22 protein-coding genes, 1 tRNA gene and 1 pseudogene are annotated in these 22555 nt (G+C 66.3%); 11 read left to right on the forward strand and 13 right to left on the reverse strand.

Annotated features, from left to right (window positions below; all coding sequences use genetic code 11):
* Positions 1–123: 123 nt before the first annotated feature.
* Positions 124–375 (reverse strand): cell division protein CrgA, encoded by a 252-nt coding sequence (locus tag BLR03_RS01700; RefSeq protein ID WP_091248577.1) that lies wholly within the window; start codon positions 373–375, stop codon positions 124–126.
* A gap of 167 nt (positions 376–542) precedes the next feature.
* On the opposite strand from BLR03_RS01700, the pseudogene BLR03_RS01705 reads away from it, so the two are divergent.
* Both BLR03_RS01705 and BLR03_RS01710 read left to right on the forward strand, forming a co-directional pair.
* Positions 543–1155, forward strand: a pseudogene (locus BLR03_RS01705) (sortase).
* A 170-nt stretch (positions 1156–1325) separates the two neighbouring features.
* Positions 1326–1967, forward strand: coding sequence for an anthranilate synthase component II (locus BLR03_RS01710; protein WP_091248579.1), 642 nt, complete (start codon positions 1326–1328; stop codon positions 1965–1967).
* A gap of 36 nt (positions 1968–2003) precedes the next feature.
* Here BLR03_RS01710 and pknB read toward each other — a convergent pair whose 3' ends face one another.
* The 7 genes from pknB to BLR03_RS01745 are packed head-to-tail and all read right to left on the reverse strand — an operon-like array spanning position 2004 to position 11703.
* Positions 2004–3980: a Stk1 family PASTA domain-containing Ser/Thr kinase gene (pknB, locus tag BLR03_RS01715; RefSeq protein WP_091248581.1), complete on the reverse strand. Its 1977-nt coding sequence runs from the start codon at positions 3978–3980 to the stop codon at positions 2004–2006.
* Between the two features lie 6 nt (positions 3981–3986).
* A complete protein-coding gene (locus tag BLR03_RS01720) occupies positions 3987–5828 on the reverse strand; it encodes a protein kinase domain-containing protein (RefSeq protein ID WP_091248583.1) in 1842 nt (613 codons plus the stop codon).
* Positions 5825–7282 (reverse strand): peptidoglycan D,D-transpeptidase FtsI family protein, encoded by a 1458-nt coding sequence (locus BLR03_RS01725; protein ID WP_091248585.1) that lies wholly within the window; start codon positions 7280–7282, stop codon positions 5825–5827. Before BLR03_RS01725 ends, BLR03_RS01720 begins: the two co-directional genes overlap by 4 nt.
* On the reverse strand, positions 7279–8721 hold the full coding sequence (locus tag BLR03_RS01730) for an FtsW/RodA/SpoVE family cell cycle protein (RefSeq protein WP_091248588.1): 1443 nt from the start codon (positions 8719–8721) through the stop codon (positions 7279–7281). The genes BLR03_RS01725 and BLR03_RS01730 overlap by 4 nt, the downstream gene beginning before the upstream one ends.
* Positions 8718–10472 (reverse strand): PP2C family protein-serine/threonine phosphatase, encoded by a 1755-nt coding sequence (locus tag BLR03_RS01735; protein ID WP_091248591.1) that lies wholly within the window; start codon positions 10470–10472, stop codon positions 8718–8720. Before BLR03_RS01735 ends, BLR03_RS01730 begins: the two co-directional genes overlap by 4 nt.
* A gap of 2 nt (positions 10473–10474) precedes the next feature.
* Entirely contained in the window at positions 10475–10957 is a 483-nt protein-coding gene (locus BLR03_RS01740; RefSeq protein WP_091248594.1) for an FHA domain-containing protein FhaB/FipA, read from the reverse strand.
* Complete coding sequence (locus BLR03_RS01745) at positions 10954–11703, reverse strand: FhaA domain-containing protein (RefSeq protein ID WP_091248596.1); 750 nt, start codon at positions 11701–11703, stop codon at positions 10954–10956. Before BLR03_RS01745 ends, BLR03_RS01740 begins: the two co-directional genes overlap by 4 nt.
* 384 nt (positions 11704–12087) lie before the next feature.
* Here BLR03_RS01745 and BLR03_RS01750 point away from each other — a divergent pair.
* A tRNA-Leu gene (locus tag BLR03_RS01750) sits at positions 12088–12170 on the forward strand.
* Between the two features lie 198 nt (positions 12171–12368).
* On the opposite strand, the gene BLR03_RS01755 is transcribed toward BLR03_RS01750, so the two are convergent.
* Positions 12369–13061 (reverse strand): TetR/AcrR family transcriptional regulator, encoded by a 693-nt coding sequence (locus BLR03_RS01755; protein ID WP_091248599.1) that lies wholly within the window; start codon positions 13059–13061, stop codon positions 12369–12371.
* A gap of 183 nt (positions 13062–13244) precedes the next feature.
* On the opposite strand from BLR03_RS01755, the gene BLR03_RS01760 reads away from it, so the two are divergent.
* From BLR03_RS01760 to BLR03_RS01775, 4 genes are all read left to right on the forward strand, one after another.
* Positions 13245–14633, forward strand: coding sequence for a flavin monoamine oxidase family protein (locus BLR03_RS01760; protein WP_091248602.1), 1389 nt, complete (start codon positions 13245–13247; stop codon positions 14631–14633).
* Between the two features lie 45 nt (positions 14634–14678).
* Entirely contained in the window at positions 14679–15602 is a 924-nt protein-coding gene (locus BLR03_RS01765; RefSeq protein WP_091248605.1) for a universal stress protein, read from the forward strand.
* A gap of 14 nt (positions 15603–15616) precedes the next feature.
* Positions 15617–17149 carry an APC family permease gene (locus tag BLR03_RS01770; protein WP_091248854.1) on the forward strand — a complete coding sequence of 511 codons (1533 nt, stop codon included), beginning with the start codon at positions 15617–15619 and terminating at the stop codon, positions 17147–17149.
* A 122-nt stretch (positions 17150–17271) separates the two neighbouring features.
* Entirely contained in the window at positions 17272–17754 is a 483-nt protein-coding gene (locus tag BLR03_RS01775; protein ID WP_091248608.1) for a pyridoxamine 5'-phosphate oxidase family protein, read from the forward strand.
* A gap of 48 nt (positions 17755–17802) precedes the next feature.
* Here the strand turns inward: BLR03_RS01775 and BLR03_RS01780 are convergent, their stop codons facing one another.
* Positions 17803–18441, reverse strand: coding sequence for an NADPH-dependent F420 reductase (locus tag BLR03_RS01780; RefSeq protein WP_091248611.1), 639 nt, complete (start codon positions 18439–18441; stop codon positions 17803–17805).
* Complete coding sequence (locus tag BLR03_RS01785) at positions 18434–19129, reverse strand: hypothetical protein (protein ID WP_091248614.1); 696 nt, start codon at positions 19127–19129, stop codon at positions 18434–18436. The genes BLR03_RS01780 and BLR03_RS01785 overlap by 8 nt, the downstream gene beginning before the upstream one ends.
* 207 nt (positions 19130–19336) lie before the next feature.
* On the opposite strand from BLR03_RS01785, the gene BLR03_RS01790 reads away from it, so the two are divergent.
* Entirely contained in the window at positions 19337–19714 is a 378-nt protein-coding gene (locus BLR03_RS01790) for a VOC family protein (RefSeq protein ID WP_091248617.1), read from the forward strand.
* Positions 19715–19761: 47 nt separating this feature from the next.
* Here BLR03_RS01790 and BLR03_RS01795 read toward each other — a convergent pair whose 3' ends face one another.
* Positions 19762–20370 carry an NADPH-dependent FMN reductase gene (locus tag BLR03_RS01795; protein WP_091248618.1) on the reverse strand — a complete coding sequence of 203 codons (609 nt, stop codon included), beginning with the start codon at positions 20368–20370 and terminating at the stop codon, positions 19762–19764.
* Between the two features lie 143 nt (positions 20371–20513).
* Complete coding sequence (locus tag BLR03_RS01800) at positions 20514–20918, reverse strand: DUF5997 family protein (RefSeq protein WP_091248620.1); 405 nt, start codon at positions 20916–20918, stop codon at positions 20514–20516.
* 78 nt (positions 20919–20996) lie between these two features.
* Here BLR03_RS01800 and BLR03_RS01805 point away from each other — a divergent pair, with 78 nt between their 5' ends.
* From BLR03_RS01805 to BLR03_RS01815, 3 genes are all read left to right on the forward strand, one after another.
* Positions 20997–21746, forward strand: coding sequence for a LysR family substrate-binding domain-containing protein (locus tag BLR03_RS01805; RefSeq protein ID WP_175460368.1), 750 nt, complete (start codon positions 20997–20999; stop codon positions 21744–21746).
* Between the two features lie 39 nt (positions 21747–21785).
* On the forward strand, positions 21786–22106 hold the full coding sequence (locus BLR03_RS01810) for a DUF6221 family protein (protein ID WP_091248622.1): 321 nt from the start codon (positions 21786–21788) through the stop codon (positions 22104–22106).
* A gap of 142 nt (positions 22107–22248) precedes the next feature.
* On the forward strand, positions 22249–22551 hold the full coding sequence (locus BLR03_RS01815) for an urease subunit gamma (RefSeq protein WP_091248625.1): 303 nt from the start codon (positions 22249–22251) through the stop codon (positions 22549–22551).
* Positions 22552–22555 lie beyond the last annotated feature (4 nt).

Below are 22555 nucleotides of genomic sequence, written 5' to 3' on the forward strand. Positions count from 1 at the left end.
GTCAAAAGGACACGGCCGCCTGAAGCCTGGGCAGCCGGGCGCTCGAGCGCCCGGCTTAACGGTGATGGGCCGGCACACAGTGTGTACCGGCCCATCAGGGGAAATGCTCCGCGGAGGCGTGGTTCAGGAACGCCAGCGGGTGGTCATCAGGAAGCCGATGATCGCGATTCCGAACCCGACGACGATGTTCCACGAAGCCCAGGCCTGCACCGGGAAGGCGCCTTGAGTGATGTAGAACGTGATGATCCACAGCAGACCTACGATCATCAGGCCAAACATGACGGGCTTGAACCAGACCGGATTGGGCTTGTAGGCCGCAGCAGAAGTCTGCGGGGCCACACTGGCAGTCCTCTTACGCGGCTTCGAGACGGGCACTGATCCTCCTTGGCGGGCCGGAACAAGAGCGGCTTGGTATCGTGCAGGAGGTAAGCCCCCGGCGGCCAGCGTGCTCTTGGTCAAGTTTGAATTCTTGTTCGCAGTCAATTCTAGCTGTAGTTCAGGCCACACCGTTGACCCCCTATCGCCCACGAGGAGAACCCGCAGTGCTGCAGTTGGAGCAGGGTTACGGCCGGAACGGCCGCCGGCGGGGACTGTTCCGGCGCGGCGTCCGGATCGCCGGTGAACTGCTCATGACGGTCGGCGTCATTCGCCTGCTCTTCGTGGCGTGGCAGTTGTGGTGGACGAATGTGGCCTCCGACGCCCGGCAGCGCGACGTCGTTGACGTCGTTAGGGAACCACTCCGGCACTGCCGGCACCCTTGGCATCGGGCACTGTCAGGGCACGGCGATGCCGGGCGCGGCGGGAAACTTCGCGGTTGCCGGCCACCGGCAGACTCACGGCGCGGTCCTGGAGAACATTGATGCCCTGGTGCCCGGGGACCGAATCTACGTCCAGACCCGCGAGGGCTACTATGTCTACGTGTTCCGGAACAGCCAGATAGTCCTGCCCTCGCGGACGGATGTACTGCTGCCGGTGCCGACGCAGCCGGGCGCAGTAGCCACGGAGCGCCACCTGACCATGACGAGCTGCAATCCGCGGTTTGGCTCGCAGGAACGCTTTGTCGCCTACGCACTGCTTCAGCGGTGGCAACCTTTGCCGGCGGGTCCGCCGGCCGAAATCGCTCCCCAGGCGGCCCGCGCGGCCGGGGAAGGCTGAGACATGTACAGCTGGCTATTCCGCCACCTTCCAGGGCCCCTGTGGCTCAGGATTGTGACGGCGCTGGTGCTGGCGGCCGGAGCACTGGTATTGATGGTTCAGTTCCTTTTTCCCTGGCTGGCGCAATTCACCCAGTTAACAGATTCAACGATTGGTTCAGCAAGGCACCCATGAGCACAACCAAAATCTTGGTCGTAGACAACTACGACAGCTTTGTCTACACCCTGGTGGGCTACCTCCAGGAGCTCGGCGCGGAGACCACCGTGGTCCGCAACGACGACGTCACGCTCGCCGAGGCGATTGAAATGGCCGAGGCACGCGACGGCGTGCTCATCTCCCCCGGTCCGGGGAATCCGGCCGAGGCCGGCATCTGTATTGAGCTGATTAAATGGTGCGGCCGCCACGCAAAGCCCATGCTGGGCGTGTGCCTGGGCCATCAGGCGCTGGCGGAGGCCTACGGGGGAACCGTGACGCACGCGCCCGAACTGATGCACGGCAAGACGTCCCTGGTCGAACACCACGGAACCAGTGTGTTTGCCGGGCTCCAGTCGCCCCTCACGGCCACCCGCTACCATTCACTGGCCGCTGTCCGCGAGAGCATCCCGGAGGTCCTGGAGATTACCGCGGAAACGGCCACGGGTGTTGTGATGGGTCTGCAGCATCGCACCGCCCCGCTGTGCGGTGTCCAGTTCCACCCGGAATCCGTCCTGACCGAAGGCGGCTACCAGATGCTCGGCAACTGGCTCGAGTCGCTAGGCATGGCTGGCGCCGCCGAACGGGCAGCGGACCTGAGCCCGCTCATCAAGCACTGACCGGTCGGGGACAACCTAGGCAGGGAACAGCCCGGATCAGGGGAACAACCCGTTCAGGACGGCGTCCTCCTTGGACGCGGTCTTGGTGGGAGTCGGCGTGGGCGTCGGTGTGGGCGTCGGAACCGGAGCGGGCGCCTTCGCCACAGTCACCGTGATGGTCTTGCCCTGTTCCACGAGCGAATCCGCGGCATCGGCCTGCCCTGTCACCTTGCCCGGAGCCACCTGGGAATTCTCCACTTCGGTGGCATTGAGCTTCAAGCCCTGGGCCGTCAGGGCCGCCTCCGCGTCCGCCAGGGGCAGCCCGATCAGCTGCGGCACGGCAACCTTCCCGGTCGAGACGACGATTTCGACGGCGTCCCCCACGGCCACCACCTGGCCCGGAGCCGGGTTGGTCGTGATGACGATGCCGGCCGGGACCGTGGGGTTGTTGGATGTCTTGGTGGTGAGGGAACCGGTCAGCCCCTCTTGGTGCAGGAGGTCGCGGGCCGCCGCCTCCGTCCGGCCGGGCAGGTCCGTAGGGATGGCGATAGTGCTGGGGCCTTCGGAGATGTTCAGGATGATGTCTGAGTTGGCTTCCAGGGAACTTCCCGAGGACGGCACCGTGCCAATGGCAGTGCCCTTCGGAATCGTGTCGTGCTGCAGCCGTTTGAGTTGCGGCTTGAATCCGGCGTTATAGAGCCTCTGCAGAGCCTCTGATTCCGTCAAGGACGTCACGGTGGGTATCAGGACCTTGGTCGCCTGCGGCGGGCTTTGGTTCATGAGGTTGTACAGCCACAGGCCGCCCCCGGCCAGCACCAGCATCGTGAGGACCACCAGGGTAGCGATCCAAGTGCGGCGGCGGGATTTCTGCCCCGGCGTGCGTTCGCGTTCGACCGGCAGCGCCAGGGGCAGGCTACCGGTGTCTGCGGTGCCGTACAGTTCGGTGCCGGCAGGCTGCAGCACGTGATCGTCAAGGGGCGCTTCCTCGGCGGGCCGCAGCCGGCCGCCGGGGGACTCGTCCAGGAACTTGGCCCCGGTCAGCGAGAAGGCTGCCGTGGGCGCCAGCGGGTCTTGACGGGAAACGGCGTTGGTGGGGTCGGTTGGGGCCTCACTGGCCGCCGGCGCGGTCACCGGTACACCGTTGCGCGCGGCCCGCAGCGCCCGGCGGAACGCAGCCGCGTCCTGGAAACGGTCCGCGCGGTTCTTCTGCAGCGCCTTCATCAGCACGCTGTCCAGCGCCTCGGAGACCTCAGGGTTGAGGCTGCTGGCCGGCTCAGGAATTTCACGGACATGCTGGTACGCCACAGAGACCGGGCTGTCCCCGATGAACGGCGGCCGGCCGGTCAGCATTTCATACAGGAGGCACCCGGCGGAGTAGAGATCGCTCCGTGCGTCGACCGTTTCACCGCGGGCCTGCTCGGGGGACAGGTACTGGGCCGTGCCCACCACGGCCTGCGTCTGCGTCATGGTGGCCGAGGAGTCCGCAATGGCGCGGGCGATCCCGAAGTCCATGACCTTCACGCCGTTCGATTCCGGGCAGAACATCACGTTGGCGGGTTTGATGTCGCGGTGCACGATTCCGGCCTTGTGGCTGTAATCGAGGGCGGACAGCACACCCAGGGTGAAGTCGATGGCCTGATCGATGGTGACTTCCTTGGCCCGGACCAGGTCACGGATGGTTTTGCCGGAGACAAATTCCATCACGATGTAGGGCACCCGGAGGTTGTCTTCGCGGTCACCGGGGACAGCATGGTCCCCGGTGTCGAAGACAGCCACGATCGAGGGATGGTTGAGCGCGGCGACGGCCTGGGCTTCGCGTTTGAACCGGGCCTGGAATTGGGGATCCCGGGCCAGGTCCGGGCGCAGCAGTTTGACGGCGACAGTGCGTCCCAGCCGGGTATCGAGACCGCGGAACACGTCCGCCATGCCGCCGCGGCCGATCAGCTCACCCAGCTCATAGCGTCCGCTGAGGACGCGCTGCGTGTTCACAGGGCGATCCTCCCTGTGCGACGGTGTGCGGGGTGTGTTGTTCATGATTTCTTAGGGTGCGGACTTGGTAGGTGAAGGCGTTGTGGCCGAGGACTTGGCGAGGTGGTAGGTCACGACGCTCCCGGAGGGCACCTTGCTCCCGGACGCGGGTTCTGAGCTCACAAAGGTTCCTGGGTCTTCCTTCTTGTTCGTGGGGCTGACGTCGGCTCCCTTGGCCCAGCGCAGTCCGGCGTTCTGGATGGCCTGCTGGACTTCGGCCTCGCTGGCGCCTGCCGGAATGGACGGGACGGCGACCATTTCCGGACCCTTGGAGTAGCTCACGGTGATGGTGGTCCCGGGCTGGACCGGACCGGAGGGGTCAATATTGGTGACGGTACCCGGTGTCGCGTCGTTGAAGACCTCGGCGCCGGTGACCTGGAGCCCCTTGCCGACCAGCTCGTTGCGGACGTCGGCGTAGGGGCGCCCCAGGTAGGCGTCCGGGATCAGGTTGATGGCTGCCGGGGTGGACTCGGTGGGCGTCGCGGAAGTGGCAGTGGGGGTGGGGGTATCGGAGGGCGACGCGGACGACGGCGAGGGGCTGGCGCTGCTCGGCTTCACGCTGCTGGACGTGGGGGCACTTGTGACCGGCGCCTGTGAGGGGAAGAGGTTACCGGCCTGGCTGATGACCACACCGGCCAGGGCGAAAACCACCAGCAGGATCAGGGCAATCAGCGGCCAGGTCCACGGGCTGCGCTTGCGGCGCTGCGGTTCCTCGGCGTGTTCGTCTTCCTCCTCGTACTCTGCCTCGTCCTGCACCCAGTTGCGCTCGGCGGCCAGGGCGTCGGCGCGGTTGAGCGCATTGCGTGCCCCGTAGCCGCTGGCTGCTGCCGCGCCGGCCGCAAGGCCTGCCGCCGCGCCGGCACCGGCGGCGCCGACGACGGGCAGTGCGGAGGTTGCCGACGTCGACTTGTCCTCCGCGGCGCTGGAGGCAATGACGCTGGTGGCTGCCGTGGGGAGATCGACCGGGGCCGTGATGGGCCCGGTCGCCGCGTCGAAGAGGAGCATGCCCGGAACAGCTGCGTGGGCCGCCGCGATGTCACCGTTGCGGATGGCCTCGGCCGCCTCGGACAGCTTGATGGCGTCAGCAGGGCGGTTCTTCGGATCCTTGGCCAGCATGGACATTAGGAGCGCCCGGACGGGCCGGGGCAGTGTCTCCGGCAGCGGCGGCGGCGCATCATTGACCTGGGCCAGTGCGATGGCGATCTGGGACTCCCCGGAGAACGGCCGGTGGCCCGTGAGGCACTCGTAGCCGATCACGCCGAGGGAGTAGATGTCCGAAGCTCCCGTGGCCGTCTGCCCCGTGGCCTGTTCCGGTGCCAGGTACTGGGCGGTGCCCATCACCTGACCGGTCTGGGTCAGCGGAACCTGGTCGGCCAGGCGGGCGATGCCGAAGTCGGTGACCTTGACGCGGCCGTCCGGGGTGATGAGCAGGTTTCCCGGCTTGATGTCGCGGTGCACGAGGCCCTGCGCATGGGCGACGGCGAGGGCACGCGCCGTCTGCGCCATCATCGAGAGGGTCCGGTCCGGGGAGAGGACCTGCTCGTGCTCGATGATGCTGCTCAACGGCTGGCCCGGGACCAGTTCCATGACGAGGTAGGCCGAGCCCTCTTCCTCGCCGTAATCGAAGACGTTGGCGATGCCCACGTGGTTCAGGAGCGCGGTATGGCGCGCCTCGGCGCGGAACCGCTGCAGGAACCCGGGATCACCCGTGTATTCCTCCTTGAGCACCTTGATGGCGACAATGCGGCCAAGGATCAGGTCTTTGGCTTTCCAGACTTCTCCCATGCCGCCGATCGCAATGCGTGTGGTCAGCTGGAATCTGCCGCCGAGGGTGATTCCTGAAGTAGGCCTCACTTATTCAACACCGCCTCAAAAATCTTCTTCGCGTTCGGACTGGTTAGGTTTGCGCCGGTGGTGATGTCTACGCCTTCCATGACGATGGTGACAGCCACCTGCGGGTCATTCGCCGGGGCAAACCCGGTGAACCATGAGTTGTTCAGGCCGTTGCCGAGTTCCGCGGTTCCGGTCTTGCCGGCCACCTGGACGCCGGGCACGGCTGCCCGCTTGGCGATGCCGTCGTCAACGACGCTGACCATCCACTCGTTGATCTGCCGCGCGATCTCCGGCGTGGTGGAGGTGCGCAGGGCCTGCGGTTTCGGCTCGCTGATAGTCCGCAGGTCCGGGGCGCGCACGGCCTTGATCAGGTTCGGCTGCATCTGCACGCCGTCGTTGGCGATCGCGGCCGTCATCGTGTTGATCTGGAGCGGGGTGGCCCGGACGTCCCGCTGGCCGATCGAGGACTGCGCCAGTCCTGCGTCGTCCAGCGGATCGCTCGGGAAAAAGCTCGGCGCCGAGTCCAGCTTCAACTGGTCGCCGAAGTCCTGCCCGAAGCCGAACTTTGACGCCTGGTCCCCGATGGCCTGCTGGCCCAGGTCCAGGGCGATGCTGGCGAACGGCGTGTTGCAGGACTGCTGCAGGGCAAACGCGAACGACGCGGTGCTGCGGGTGTAGCAGTTGCCTCCCGCATAGTTGGGGAGTTTGTATTCGATGCCCGGGAACGACATCTCCGCCGGGTTGGGCAGGACACTGTCCTTGTTGTACTTGCCCGACTTCAGCGCCGCAGCGGTGTCGATGAGCTTGAACACCGATCCGGGAGCCAGCAATGCCCCGGTGGGGCCGCTGACGTTCTGGTTGAGGTTGATCCCGGGGATCTGGTTCAGCTCGTTGTAGTTGGACTGCTCGGCCACCGGATCCTGCGTAGCAATCAGGTTGGGGTCATAAGAGGGCTTGGAGACCATGGCCAGGATCGCGCCGGTCTTCGGGTTGGTGACCACTATGGAACCGCGCTGGCCGTCCGGGATGAGGTCGTAGGCAAGCTTCTGGATCTTGGGGTCCAGTGTCAGCTCGACGGACGCGCCCTTGGGCTGGTTGCCGAGGAACAGCTGGCCGACCCGGTCGAGGAACTGCTGGTCCGAGCTGCCGGCCAGCACGTCGTTCATCGACTTCTCAAGGCCGGTGAGGCCGTAGTTCTTGGAGAAGTATCCGGTGACTCCCGCGTAGAGCTCGGGCTGGGAATAGGTCCGCTGGAATTTGCAGCTCTCCGTGGCAGGCACGGACTCGGCCACCGGGGTGCCGCCGACAATGATGGCGCCGCGGTCGTTGCAGTAGTTCTGCAGGATGGCCCGCCTGTTCCAGGCGTTGGCCTGGAGCTCGTCCGCGCCAACCACCTGCACGTAGCTGAGCGCGCCGAAGATCAGCACGAACATCGCGATGGCGGCGATCCATGAATTGCGGATGGCCTGGTTCATAGCTGTTTCACCGCCTCGGTGGGTGCGAAGGGACTGGCTTGGGGAGCGGGAGCGCTGGAAGGCGCCGCGGGCAGGTTCTTTCCGGCGCCTGGTTCCTGGCCGGGTGGCAGCGGCGTCGTATCAACCGGCCGGCGCGCGGTGTGCGAGATCATTAGCAGCAGGCCCACGATGATCCAGTTCGCCAGGAGGGAGGATCCGCCGGCGGCGAGGAACGGCGTCGTGAGCCCGGTCAGAGGGATCAGGCGCGTGACGCCGCCGATCACCACAAAGCACTGCAGCGCGATCGCGAAGGAAAGTCCAGTGGCCAGCAGCTTGCCGAAGGCGTCGCGCGTGCCCAGCGCGGCGCGGAAGCCCCGGGTGAACAGCAGCAGGTACATCAGGACGATCGCGAAGACACCGATCAGCCCGAGTTCCTCGCCGAATGAAGCGATGATCATGTCGCTGTTGGCAAACGGGACGAGGTTGGGGCGGCCCTGGCCGAGGCCGGTGCCGACCAGCCCGCCGTTGGCCATGCCAAACAGGCCTTCGACGATTTGGAGGCTGCCGCCGAACTCCCGGCCGTAGACCTCAGGGGTAAAGGCATTAATCCAGCCGTCGATCCGCAGGGCGACGTGGGAGAACGCCTTGGCTGCCACGAAGCCGCCTATCACCATCAGGACCAGGCCGATGATGACCCAGCTGATGCGGCTCGTCGCGACGTAGATCATGACGAGGAACAGACCGAAGAACAGGATCGAGGTGCCGAGGTCGCGCTGGAAGACGAGCACACCGATGCTTACGAGCCAGGCGGTGATCATCGGTCCCATGTCTTTGAACCGCGGGAACTGCACCGGGCCGATCTTGCGGCCGGCCAGCAGAATCAGGTCCCGGTTCGAGGACAGATACCCAGCAAAGAATATGGCGAGCGTGATCTTGGCGATTTCACCCGGTTGGAAGGTCATGGAACCGATCTTGATCCAGACGCTCGCGCCCAGGACTTCTCCGGCCGAGATGCCCGGAACCAGCGGCAGGATGAGCAGCACCGCACTGACGGCCAGCGAAATATAGGTGAAGCGGCGCAGTATCCGGTGGTCCTTGAGGAACCAAATGACCGCGATGGCGACCGCCATGGCCACCAGGGTCCAGCGGAGCTGGTTGTTGCCGGTGTCTTCTCCCACCCTGTCCAGCCGGTGGATCATGGCAAGTCCCAGTCCGTTGAGGGCGACCACCAGCGGAAGTATTACCGGATCGGCATATTTCGCGCGGATCCGCAGCACCACATGGAAGGCGAGTGCGGCTGCTGCCAGGAGGCCGGACTGGAACCAGAAGTCAGTGTCGAACGCTTTTTGCCGGTCCACGCCCACGAGGGCCTGGGCGCCGATTCCGACGGCGAGGGCCAGGACCAGCAGGACAAGCTCCACGTTCCGTCGTGGCTTGGGCACGGAGTCGATGGGTGTCATTTGGCCCCCTCGCAGTTCGTTGTCGGGGCGGGGGACGCCGAAGGCTTGGCCGCTCCCGGCGCAGCCGTCGCGCCGGGTTTCGCGGTGGCGCCCGGCGAGGCTGTGGCGCCGGGGGTGGGACTGGCGCCGGCCGTGGCGGAGGGGGAAGGCGTGAGGCACTCATCGGCCGGGGCTGTGGTGCCGGTGCGCTCAAGGTTCTTGACGATCCGCTGTGCGTCGTAGAGATCGCGGGCAGGCACGGTCTGGCGGACCCGCTGCTGCGAGAATTCCGGAAGGTCGGACATCTTAATGTCGGTCACCGCTTCGAGAGTGGAAAGCTGGATGGGTCCCAGACGCTGGGAGACCCCGTTGAAGATGGCCACATGCTGATCGTGCTCGCCGATGTAGTACCGCGTCTGGGTCCAGGCGTAGCCAAGCCAGAGCCCGATTGCCAGCAGCGCGACGATGGCGGCGGCAACGGACATCGTGAGCCAGCGGCGCGGCCGCCCGGCGGCCTTGAATTCTTCGGTGTCCTCGCGGGTCTGTTCCGACTTGTGCGTGAGCACCGTGGCCGCGCGCCGGGCCACGGTGCGTCCGGCGATGGACGGAATGGACCCTGATTCCGCCGCTGCGGCGGCGGCTCCAACAAGTTCGTGCGGACGGGTGGAGAGCTCGTCGCGCAGGACTTCGGCCGAGAGATGTTCGCCCAGATGCGGGTCCGTGGTGGTCTCGGGTTCTTTGTTGCCGGCCGTCTTGTCCGCTTCCTTGCCGTCGGACCCGGTGGCGGGGGCTTGGTTGCCTGTCGCGGCCGGGGACCCGCCCGCGGGTCCAGCGGCGCCGGCGTCGTTCTTCTTCCCGGGCTCGCCGGGGGACTTCGCTGCACCGACGGCACTGCCGGCCTGCGCTCCGGGCAACGCGGCGGCTGAAGTCCCGGCGCCGGGGGCGGCCGGCGCGGGGACGACGTCGACGGCGGCCGTCCGGACGTCGTCGGGCGTCTGGTCGCCGATGTCCAGCACCACAACGGTCACGTTGTCCGGGGCGCCGGCTTCCAGGGTCAGTTCAATGAGCAGGTCGGCGCATTCGTTGAGGTCTTTGGTTTCCCGAACCGTGCGTTCCACGACATGGCCCGCCACGTAGTTCAGACCGTCCGAGCACAGCAGCCAGCGTTCCCCGGGCTGGACGGCGAGGGTATCGAGGTCCAGCTCAGGGCTGGCATCGACGTCGCCCAAGACACGCATGAGGACGTTTTTGTGCGGGTGTGTTTCGGCTTCTTCGGGCCGCAGGCGGCCTTCGTCGATGAGCCGCTGGACAAAGGTGTGGTCGATGCTGACCTGTTCCCACTCGCCGTTGCGCAGCCGGTAGGCCCGGGAGTCTCCGATGTGGGCGAAATGAAGCTTGCCCTCGGCGAGCAACAGAGCCGTGACTGTGGTGCCCATCCCGGCGAGCTTCGGATTGATATGGACCAGTTCGGACAGCAGGGAGTTAGCCGTCTGGATTTCGTCGGCCAGTACGGTGCCAGCGTCGCCGTCGTAGTCATCATGATCCAGGTGGATCATGTCAAGGACGGTCGCTGCCGAGGCGACGTCGCCGCCGGCGTGGCCGCCCATGCCGTCGGCGACGACGGCGAGGTGCCGTCCCGCGTAGGCAGAGTCGTCGTTCTTGGCGCGCACGCGGCCAACGTCCGAACGCGCGGCGTAGCGCATGATGAGGGGCCGCTTCGGGGCAGTTGTTTTGCCTTCGGCCCTGTCTGCGGGAAGATCCGGGGCAGCCATGGCTACGGCCTCAATTCAATGACCGTCTTGCCGATTCTCACGGGGACGCCCAGCTCGACCGGGAGGGCCCGGGTCAGCTGCTGGTCTGCCAGATACGTGCCATTTGTGGAGCCGAGGTCCTCGATGAACCAGCGGCTGCCCTGCGGGAACAGACGGGCGTGACGGCCCGAGGCATAGTCATCCTCCAGGACAAGGGTGGCTTCCTGCGCCCGGCCCAAAAGGATGGGGCTCGCCGCCAGCGGGATTGTGGTGCCCTTGAGCGGACCCTCGGTCACCACGAGCTGGCGTGCCTGCTGCTTGACGGGTGCGGGCGGCGGCTCGGCGAGGGACGGGTTCTTGCGCACCTGCCGTGCGGTGGGGGCTCCGGCCGCTGCCTTGCGGCCGATCATCAGATCCCGGCGCATGGCAGAGACGATGCTGAAGATCAGCACCCACAGGAGGATAAGGAACCCGAAACGCAGGGCCGTGATGGTCAGTTCGCTCATGCGCGTCCGCCTGTTGTGGCGGGCAGTAGGCGGAATATGATTTTGGTCCGTCCCATCGTGATTGTGGCGCCGTCAGTAAGTTCCGAACTGCCCACGATCTTTTGGCCGTTGACATAGCTGCCGTTCGTGGAGCCGAGATCGATCGCCTGGGCTGAACCCGGCCCCGTCCGGATTTCCAGGTGGCGGCGCGAAACACCGGTGTCGTCAATGAGGATGTCCGCGTCCGAGGACCGTCCGAGGACGATCGACGGCGCGTTGAGAGAATAGCGCTGCCCATCGATGTCAAGCACGGGTTGAAGCTGCGCGGGCTGGCGGGTCGGAGCGGCCGGCACATGGCCGTGAACTCCCGGATGGGCCGGGACGGAAGGCGCAGAAGCCTTCTCGGTCCGCGAGGTAATGTCGAAATTTCCGGCGCGCTGCTCCTCATCGCGGCGGAAACTGATCCGGACCGGTCCCTGGAGGGTGTAGCCCTGGCTGCGGACGTGGTTGATGACGACGTCGCACAGTTCTTCCGCAAGCGGGGTGCCCCATTCTTGGGCGCGCTGGAAATCGTCGGGGCTGAGGAGAACATCAAAAACGTTGGGGGCCAGCGTGCGTCCCGCGGCAATGGTGATGGCCTTGTTGTCCACTTCGGCACGGAGTCGGCTAGCGATTTCGACAGGCTCAACCTGGGCGCGAGAGCCGGTGGAGAAGACGCCGCGGACGGCCTTTTCGATGCCGCGCTCGACTTTGTCCAGCAATCCCATGGTCCTTCTCCTTTCCTGATGGCTGCCGGGCAGCGTTCGTTCCGGAACTCGGTTTCCAACTTTTGCGAGCCCGCTGTCCGCGGACACTCCTACATCAGATACTACTGGGCGTGTCTGGGAATGGCCTCAATGGACGCCCCCGGTGCGACGCCGAAAACAGCCCCGGCCACGCCCTGAAGTGCGCGGACATCCCCGGGGCGGCCGTCCCGACGGTACCCGCCGAGAGGCCCGGCAGCAGGGCGCCCGGACCTCGGAATACTCCGGGAACCGGCACCCAACCGGCCCGATTGGTGTTTTCCCGCAATTGTCCGTTATGCTTGATCTCGCTGCTTTTACGAGGTTGGCGGTCCGGGAAACCGGCGCTATCCGAGTGGAAGAAGTTGCGCGCGAGTGGCGGAACGGCAGACGCGCTGGCTTCAGGTGCCAGTGTCCGAAAGGGCGTGGGGGTTCAAATCCCCCCTCGCGCACGCAATCGAAAGGAACCCCGGTCTTCGGACCGGGGTTCCTTTCGTTTAACCCACGCGGCTGGAATCACCGATCCACAATGCTGGAAGGCCCAATGGCGTCGGGGTTTCCCCACCTTCGGAGGCTTGGGGCAGCGTGTTGCGCCGAACCGCCGGCGTGTGGCTGCCCCGTGGCGTTGAAGGTGGGGAAACTCCAGCCCGCTACGCGGTCCGCAGCGCCCCGAGTCCGGCCAGGAGTGCCTCGAGCCCCAGGCTGAAAGCGACGTCGGCAGGTTTTTCTTGGCTGTCCTCGGCCAGGCGCTGGACCGCGGAGGTGAAATTCGGCGTCGAGGACGCCATGCTGCCGGAATCGAAGATGTCCGCCGGCGCCGTGGCGTCGTAGGCCGAGCCAAAGATGAAGGACTCGAGCGCCACGATGGCCGGAATGATGCGCTCTTGCGGGAAGCCCGCGCGGCTGAAGCCGGCGCTGACGGCCTCATACATGGCAAGCGTCCTGGGCGCATCGGCGACGGGCAGTACGGCGATGACGGGGATCAGGGGCGTGTGCTTGGAGAACACGTCGCGGTAGCTCCAGGCCCAGTCCCGCACGGCCTGCTCCCAGGGCCCGGACTCGAACGCGGCGACGTCCACGAACGAGGTCAGGTGGTCCTGGACCAGTACCAGGACGTCCCGCTTGGAGGAGACATGGTTGTACAGCGCAGACGGAGCCACGTCGAGGGTTCTCGCCAGAGCCGCCATGGTGAAGCCGTCGTAACCGCTCTTGCCGATCAGCTGCAGGGCCGCCAACGTGATGCCTGCCTGGTCCAGCACGGCCGCGGCGGGCCGGCCCACGCGGCGGCGCGGATTGGTGGCGGAGCTGTGCGGATCCGCGGGGGCGCTGGTTGCTGCCGACATTCCGGGCCTTTCTGCTCAGCTTGGCTGGCGGTTTCGGATGTTCCTATTCTGCTCCCACTTTACGGGCGAAATTTTCTTTAGCCCGGGGGTCTTCCCCAATCCGGCAGAAAGTCCTATCATCATAAATGAACGTCATTCATTTAGTGGTCCGCATCACCTAAGCGGCCACGGGGAGGAAACATCATGCTGGAACTTGACCGCGACGTCGTCATCGTCGGAGCAGGCCCGTCCGGGCTGACCGCCGCACGCCAACTGAAGAAGGCCGGACTGAGCGTCGCAGTGCTCGAGGCGCGGGACCGGGTCGGCGGCCGGACCTGGACCGACACGGTCGACGGCGCCATGCTCGAAATCGGCGGCCAGTGGGTTTCGCCGGATCAGACGGCGCTCCTGGCCCTGATCGAAGATCTTGGATTGCAGACCTACTCCCGCTACCGCGACGGCAAGTCCGTCTACATCGGCGCGGACGGCAAGCGCACCCTCTACACCGGCGAGACCTTCCCGGTCAACGAAACCACGGCCGCCGAAATGGACAAGCTCACGGCCCTGCTGGACTCCCTGGCCGCGGAAATCGGTCCCGAGGAGCCGTGGGCACACCCCAAGGCCCGCGAGCTGGACACCATTTCCTTCCACCACTGGCTGCGGGAGAATTCCTCAGATGAGGAAGCCTGCAACAACATCGGCCTGTTCATCGCCGGCGGCATGCTGACCAAGCCCGCCCACGCCTTCTCCGCCCTGCAGGCCGTCCTGATGGCAGCCTCCGCCGGGTCCTTCACCAATCTCACGGATGAGGACTTCATCCTGGACAAGCGGGTTGTCGGCGGGATGCAGCAGGTTTCGCTGCTGCAGGCAGCGGAACTGGGGGACGACGTCGTCCTGGACAGCCCGGTCCGCACCATCAACTGGGCCGAAGATGCGAGCGGCGCACACCGTGTCACCGCCGTTTCCGAACGGGCCATCGTGAACGCCCGGTTCGTCATCATGGCCGTGCCGCCGAACCTCTACTCCCGGGTGTCCTTCAACCCGCCGCTGCCCCGCCGCCAGCACCAGATGCACCAGCACCAGTCGCTGGGCCTGGTCATCAAGGTTCACGCCGTCTACAGCACGCCGTTCTGGCGTGAAGACGGCCTCTCCGGCACCGCGTTCGGCGCCGGCGCCCTGGTGCAGGAGGTCTACGACAACACGAACCACGAGGACCCCCGCGGCACGCTGGTGGGCTTCGTCTCGGACGAGAAAGCCGACGCCATGTTCGAGCTCAGCGCAGAGGACCGCCGCCGCGCCATCCTCGAATCGATCGCGTCCTTCCTCGGCGAAAAGGCCCTGGATCCCGAGGTCTATTACGAGTCCGACTGGGGCTCGGAGGAATGGACCCGCGGTGCCTACGCCGCGAGCTACGACCTCGGCGGCCTGCACCGTTACGGCAAGGACCAGCTGAAGCCGGTCGGCCCGATCTACTGGTCCTCCTCCGACCTCGCGGCCGAGGGCTACCAGCACGTCGACGGCGCCGTGCGGATGGGTCAGATCACGGCGGCACGGATCGTCGCCGCCGCGGACCGCGCCTCCGTCACCTCCTGAAAATCACCCAACAGTCCTGTTCAGTTCAGTAAGGAGAGCGGCCGGATGCGTTACGTAGTGGGGTACTCAGCCAATGCCAGAGGCCACGATGCGGTCAATCTGGCCGTTTCCCTGGCTCTCGGGCGGGGCGCGAGCCTGGAACTTGTGCTGGTGGTTCCCGAAGTGCAGCAGTTCGGGGCCGCCCACGCACCCAGGGTCGGATTCGAGCACCTGCTCAATGAGCAGGCGCAGGAGTGGCTGGACCAGGCGCTGGCACTGGTTCCGGCCGGTGTCCCCGCCCGGGCCCACGTCCGCAGCGGCGATTCCGACGCCCACGCGCTCATCGCGGCCGCCGAGGAGTTCGGGGCGGACCTGCTCATCATCGGTGCCACCAGCAGCGGGATCTTCAAGCGGTTCTCGATCGGGTCGGTGGCCAGCGCCCTGCTCCACGCGTCCACCGTTCCGGTGGCCCTGGCACCGCATGGCTACCACCGCCAGGAGGCCCTGACCCGGATCAGCTGCGGGCTCGGCACCCGGGCGGGCGCCGAGAAGCTGCTCGATTTCGCCCTCGGCATGGCCGCGAACCGGGACGTCCCGCTGCGCGTGGTGTCGCTTCTGGCGCTCGACGGCGGCGATGCTGCCGGTGCCGCCAGCGCCGCCGAAGCGGCGCGGGAGTACGCGACGAAACACCTCGTAGCGGCCCTGCCCGGTAGCGAGCATGACGTCCGGGAGGAACCGAAGACGGAAGTCGTCGTCGCGCAGGGCCGCAGCATCGAGGAAGCGGTGGACCGCCTGAACTGGGAAGACGGCGAGGTCCTGTTGATCGGATCGAGCAGGCTTGCCAGGAGCCGGTCCATCTTCCTCGGCAGCACGGCCAACCGCATTCTGCGCGCCCTGCCGGTGCCGATGATTGTGGTCCCGAGTGACTATGAACTCAAGCAGATGAACCATTCAGCGTCGAATGACGTCCCCCGAGAGGCACAACAATGAGCGCCGACCACGCGATGTCCAATACGTCGCAAACCGGACAGCACCCCGGAGAGAACACTGAAGACCAGCACGGACTCAGCGAGAAGGGCCTGAAAGCAGGCTCGGTAGGCCTGATTGGCGCCGTTGTGATCGGCGTTTCCTGCATCGCCCCGGCGTATACCTTGACGGCGGCCCTGGGCCCCACCGTCGCCGAGGTCGGCGTGCACTTGCCGGCGGTCTTCCTGGTGGGCTTCGTCCCGATGCTGCTCGTGGCGTTCGGCTACCGCGAGCTGAACAACGCCATGCCCGACGCCGGCACCTCCTTCACGTGGGCCTCGCGGGCCTTTGGCCCGTGGCTTGGCTGGATGGGCGGCTGGGGGCTCGTTGCGGCGACCATCATCGTGCTCTCGAATCTGGCCGCCGTCGCGGTGGACTTCTTCTACCTGATGCTGGGGCAGATCTTCGGCAATCCGGACCTCGCCGATCTCACCAAGAACCTGCCGCTGAATATCGCCACCACGCTGGTGTTCATCACGCTCGCGTGCTGGATCTCGTACCGCGGCATGGAAACCACCAAGACGGTGCAGTACGTGCTCGTGGGATTCCAGCTGCTGGTGCTCGGCTGGTTCGCCGTGGCTGCGTTCAGCCACGTCGCCAACGGAACTGCTTTTGACGCCACGGCCATCGCGCCGGACTGGTTCAACCCCTTCGCGGTCGAATCCTTCTCCGCCTTTGCCGCCGGCGTTTCGCTGTCCATCTTCATTTACTGGGGCTGGGACGTCACGCTGACCATGAATGAGGAGACCAAGAACCCGGAAAAGACCCCGGGCCGTGCCGCTACCGTCACCGTGCTGGTCATCGTGATCATTTACATGACCGTTGCCCTGGCCACGCTGTCGTACGCCGGAATCGGTACGGAAGGCCTGGGCGCCGGCAATCCGGAGAACCAGGGCAGCATCTTCGCCGTTCTCGCGGGACCCGTGATGGGCCCCTTCGCCATCCTGATGTCCCTGGCCATCCTCAGCAGCTCGGCCGCGTCCCTGCAGTCCACCTTCGTCTCGCCGGCGCGGACCCTGCTGTCCATGGGCCACTACAAGGCCCTGCCGAAGAAGTTCAGCAGGATCAGCCCCACGCACAAGTCGCCGAGCTATGCCACGATCGCCTCGGCCGTGGCGGCCGCCGCGTTCTACGTCATTACCCGCACGACGTCGGAGAACGCGCTGTGGGATACCATCACGGCGCTGGGCATGATGATCTGTTTCTACTACGGCATCACCGCGCTGGCCTGTGTCTGGTTCTTCCGCGCCGAGGCGTTCAGCGGAGCGCATGCGTTCTTCTTCAAGTTCCTCGCGCCCCTTCTGGGCGGCGTCATCCTGCTGGTCATGTTCTTCAAGACCGCCTACGACTCCATGGATCCGGCATACGGTTCAGGCTCCTCGATCGGCGGTCTGGGACTGGTCTTCATCCTTGGCATGGGCGTCATCCTGCTGGGCGTGGTGCTCATGCTGGCCATGGCCAAGGTGCGGCCCGAGTTCTTCAAGGGCGAGGTCCTGTCCCGGGGAAATTGAGCCCGCGGCCTCTTCCGGCCAGGGAAGGTCCCCGTCCGGCAGCCCTTGGAAAGTAAGCACACTTACCAATAGGCTGTCCGGAGGGGGACCTTCCTCTGTTGGAACGAGAACGAGGTGAGAGCATGTCGGATGCCGCCAGCATCAGCAAAGTCACGGACATCATCAACGATTCGCACATCGGAATGTTCACCACCATCAACGAAGAAGGCGCGCTCGTCAGCCGGCCGCTGGCCGTCCAGGAGGTCAAGGACGACGGCGACATGTGGTTCTTCACGTCGGCGACCACCTCGCAGGTGGCCCACATCCGGGCGAACCCGGCCGTGAACGTTTCCTTCGGTAAGCGCACCGAATGGGTCTCCGTGGCGGGGACCGCCGAAGTCGTGACCGACCGGCAGCTGATCCGTGACATGTGGAACCAAGTGGTGGAGGCCTGGTTCCCGGACGGACCTGACACCCCGGAGGTGGTTCTGCTGCACGTCGACTCGGACTCCGCCGAGTACTGGACCAGCCCGGGCGGCACGGCGGCCACCGCGCTGCAGTGGATCAAGTCCAAGGTCTCCAACAGCCGCATGAGTGTGGGCGAGAGCGCAACGGTAGAGCTGTAGCGTGCCGGACCGGGCCGGCGGGGAATCCGGGCTGCTGCCGGCCGATTCCTAGTCGATGATTTTCAGGCCGGTGCCCCAATTGAAGTCGGGATACGCGGGGTTGACCTGCAGCGCCATGATCAGCAGCTGGAAGCCTTCGAGCTCCCGGGCGTGGCGCAGTCCGCCGACCTGAATCGGACGCAGGCCCGCGGCTTCTGCAAATGCTGCGACCTCATTGCGGGCTTGTTCCGAGTCCGAGGCGATGAAGACATCCAGCGGCATGCCGCCGGTGGTCCCGGCGCCGAGCGTCCCGGCGAAGGTGGTGTTGAACGCTTTCACCACCCGTGCGCCCGGCAGCAGCGCGGCGATTTCCTCGGCCGCTGACGTCCCCGGGCCGACTACCAGTGAATCGAAGGTTTCAGTGTCGATCGGATTGCTGATCTCCACGACCGTCTTGCCGCTGAGCGTGTCGCCGAAATGCGTGGCAACTTCCTTCGCGGGGCCGAAGTAGAGCGCCAGGACGACGATGTCGCCCTCGGGAACCTCGCTCAGGCCGCCGGAGGTGGTGGTGCCGCCAAGTTCAGCAGCGAGCTTGGCGGCATTCTCCGGTGTCCGGTCCAGAACCTGAACGGAGCGGCCGGCGGCGACGGCCCGGGTTCCGATCGCCCGTGCCATATTGCCGCTGCCGATGATCGTGATGTCAGTCATGGTGGTTCCTTCCGAGGTTGGGCGGGAACTGCGGAATCAGCAATTCCGAAAGTGAGCTGTGGGCGCGGTCCGGGCCATGGAGCCCCGCGGGGTCGACGCCGGCCGCGCGTTCAGCGGCAGCCAGGGCACGTTCCAGCTGGTCCACTGCCGGAGCGTACGCCGTATCAGCGGAGCCGCTGTCCGTGCGGCCGCCGGGACGCCCGGCGGCCTTGATGGCCCGGATCAGGGCGGCCGTTTCTGGCTGCCGGGGATCGCTCATCGCCGGGTAGTCAATCGAGTACCCGGGATCAAGTTCGTAGCGTTGCCACCGGGCGAGGGCGCTCTTGTGCCGCTCAGCCGCGGCCTCGTTCATGAGCTGAGTCTTCCGGCCGGCCCGGCGCGATTCCTGCCGGCGGAGCAGCCGGGGAGCGGCCGCAAAAGCCGCCAAGGCCGTCACCGTGGCCAGCATGCCGAGCGCCAGGCCGGCCCAGGGCCACGTGAAGGAGGCGATCAGGACGGCGGGAACCATAACGGCGAGTCCGGCGAAAACGTCCCAAAACGCGCCGTCTGCGCCCTCTGAGCGCCCCTCGCCGGCTGCCAGGTGCTTGCGGGCCAGGTACACCGAGACGAATGCCGCCCCGGCAACGACGAGCGCAAGGGCCAGGAACTGCCCGGCCGCGAGGGCACCGGATTGTGAGAGCGACGTCATTGCACACCTCCGGCGGAACCGTCCCGGACGGGTGCTGTTCCGCTAGTTCCATTGGAATCCCTCGCGGCGGGACCGTCAATGGCCGTTCGGCCCTGCCGGACAGCCGGCAGGACCCCGCGCCGGTGAGCCGGGACGGCCGCCGCTGAGGCTGTCGCGGAGGCCGCGCCGCGGTTCCTTCAGGGGTGCGCCCGGCGTAGCCTAGGGGCCATGCGACTGAAAATGTGCAGTATCCACGTCAAGGATCCGGCCTCGGCCCATGAGTTCTACACCGGCATCCTGGGCTTTGAAACGCTGATGGCCATGCCAGAGCACAACCTCTTCATCGTCAAGGATCCGGACGGGGCCGGCGGCGCCGGACTGCTGCTGGAGCCCAGTGACAACCCGATCGGGGCGGCGTACATGAACGGCCTGCACGACGCCGGAATTCCCGCGATCGTCTTTGGCGTGCCCGACGTGCGCGCCGAATATGCCCGGCTGGCGGCCAAGGGCGTGATGTTCCAGGCGGAGCCGTCCGAGGGCCCTGGCGGGACCACCGCGGTGTTGGATGACGGCTGCGGCAACTACGTGCAGCTGCACCAGGACTAGCCACACCAGGACCGGCCGGAAGAGGCCAGCCACCCGGGGTGCAGGGCCTAGCGGCTCACTTTGTCCTTGTCCGGGTGCTCGTCGCCGATATGGCCGGGCGCGTTGGCGGCCAGGACCCGCTCCACGAAGGAGGCATACTCCTCCATGTAGTGGCGCAGCAGCTTGGCCGTGGCCTCGTCTTTGACTTCGCCGTCCTCGCCGTAGACCTCCGGAACGAAGCGGATGTACGCCTCCGGCGCATTGAGTTGCGGCGCGTCGAGGAAGCTCAGCACGCTCCGGAATGAGGACTGCATCACGGCCGTGCCGATGCCGCCGGGGGAGGCGCCGGTGATCCCGGTGGGCTTGCGGGCGAAGGAGTTGGTGCCCCAGGGCCGGGATCCCCAGTCGATGGCGTTCTTGAGCGCTCCGGGGATGGACCGGTTGTATTCGGGCGAGACAAACAGGATGCCGTCGGACGCGGCGATTGCATCCTTGAGGGCCTGCGCTTCCGGCGGAAAGGCGGCGTCAAAGTCCGGGCTGTACAGCGGCAGGTCTTTGATGGGGATTTCCGTGAACTCCAGCTCCGCGGGTGCAAGCCGGATCAGGGCCTTGGACAGGGTGCGGTTGATGGAATGGCTCGAAAGGCTCCCGACAAAGTATCCGATCTTGAAGGCCATGGCCTGTTTCCTTCCCGATGCTCCGCCGGTGGCTGGTGGATGGGGAGTGAACATGGGGATCGGGCCGGCGGTCCCGACTCATCCCGCGAGCATAGTCCTGCGTCCGCAGCATGAAAATAGGGGCCGGGAGGAGCCCCCCGCCGCTATTCGGCCTTGGCGCGGGCCTTTTTGGCGTCCTTCTTGGCGGCCTCGTCCTTGACCCGCTGGGCCTCGGCGCGGACGGCGGCGTGGGTGGAGCGTTCGGCGACCAGCCACGCGGGGGGAGCCTGCAGCAGCGCGGTGATTTCCGCCGTCGTCAGCGCTTCCTCAATACCGCCGCGGGCCAGGCCGCTGATGGAGACGTTGAGTTTCTGCGCGACCACCGGGCGGGGATGCGGGCCGTTGCGCCGCAGTTCCGCGAGCCACTCCGGCGGGTTGGCCTGGAGCTCGGCGAAATCGGCGCGGGTGATGACCGAATCCTGGAACTCCTGGGGTGTTGCGGGCAGGTAGATGCCAAGCTTCTTGGCAACGGTGGCCGGCTTCATGGACTGGGAGTTTGCAGAGGTCATGCTTCAAGGGTATCCGGCCAGAGGCTGACCGGGCACCGGCACTGAGCCCTGCACCAGCCCGGGCGGTACTGTGAACATGTGTCCGCAGCCGATGAAACACCCCAGACCCCCGACGAAACCGCCGCCGTCCCGGCCGAAGCAGTGCGGGAGCTGCGCTTCGCGTACGTCGCCGGCGTCACGCCAGGAAAATGGATCCGGCGCTGGGAGGAACGGATGCCCGATGTTCCGTTGCACTCCTTTATGTCCGACGACGGCACCCAGCTTGCCGTGCTCCGCGACGGCTCCGCGGACCTGAGTTTCGTCCGGTTGCCGGTGGAACGCGAAGGCCTCAGTGTGATCCCGCTTTACGAGGAACAGCCGGTGGTGGTGGGACCCAAGGGACACGAGATCTCGGTGTTCGAGGAAGTGGACCTGGCGGACCTCTCCAAGGAGACCTTCCTCGACGTGCGGGAACTTGGCGGCGCCGCGATGGCCCTGCAGGTGGTGGCGACCGGTGCCGGGCTGGTGATCCTGCCGATGTCCATAGCCCGGCACTTCAACGTCAAAGACACCGTGGCCCGGAAACTCACCGGTGCGCCCGTCACGGAGATCGCCCTGGCGTGGCCCAGCGACACTACGGATGAGGTGATCGAGGAATTCATCGGGATTGTCCGCGGGCGCACCGCGGCGAGCTCCCGCCAGCCCTCGGCGCAGCAGGAAAAGCCCAAGCGGGAACCCAAGCCGGACCGGCGTGGCCCCGCGGTCAAGAAGCCCAAGGTGGCCCAGCGGTACGCGCCGAACCCGGACAAGGGCCGCGGCAAGGGATCCCGGAAAAAGGGCAAACGCTAGGCATAGCCGTGTGACGGCCAGCACGCATAGGCTCGGTCCGTGGACATCGTCGAGTTCCTGACCGCACGGATAAGAGAAGACGAAGCTGCCGCCCTGAAGCTGCTCGGCGACCCCACCCTGGCCGTTTCCGGCGAGTGGTACGAACGCCGCCTGCTTCGCGAGTGCGAGGCCAAACGCCGGCTGATCGACATCATTGAATCCGCCCGGCAGTCCGTCCTGGCGGCACTGGTCAGCCAGGAACCGGCGGACGCCGGATGGGTGCCGGACGTGATCGAATGGACCACCCTGTCCTTGAACACGCTGGCCCTGCCGTACGCCGACCACCCCGAATTCCAGGCCCGCTGGCGGCCCCCCGGGTAGGGATGCGGGTAGGGGCGCGGGAGCCGTGCCGGACGCCGGCACATGTGACGCCGGAAACACGAGGGAAATCTTCCCGGCCTACGCTGGTCACACCGCAGCATCTGCGGTCCGCCAGCCGGCCGGTTCTTGAAGGGATTCCGTCATGCACTTATTGCCCCGTGAGCAGGAAAAGCTCATGATCGTGGTCGCGGCGGACCTCGCCCGGCGCCGCCAGGCACGCGGCCTGAAGCTGAACTTCCCCGAGGCCGTCGCCATCATCAGCTATGAACTGATCGAGGGCGCCCGGGACGGCCGGACCGTGGCGGAGCTCATGAGTTACGGAACCACCCTCCTGGGCCGCGACGACGTCATGGAGGGCGTGCCGGAAATGATCCACGACGTCCAGGTCGAGGCCACCTTCCCGGACGGCACCAAGCTCGTCACCGTCCACGATCCCATCCGCTAGGAGA

It is taken from the genome of Arthrobacter sp. ok909, from assembly GCF_900104405.1.
In the GTDB taxonomy this organism is placed as follows: Bacteria; Actinomycetota; Actinomycetes; order Actinomycetales; family Micrococcaceae; genus Arthrobacter; species Arthrobacter humicola.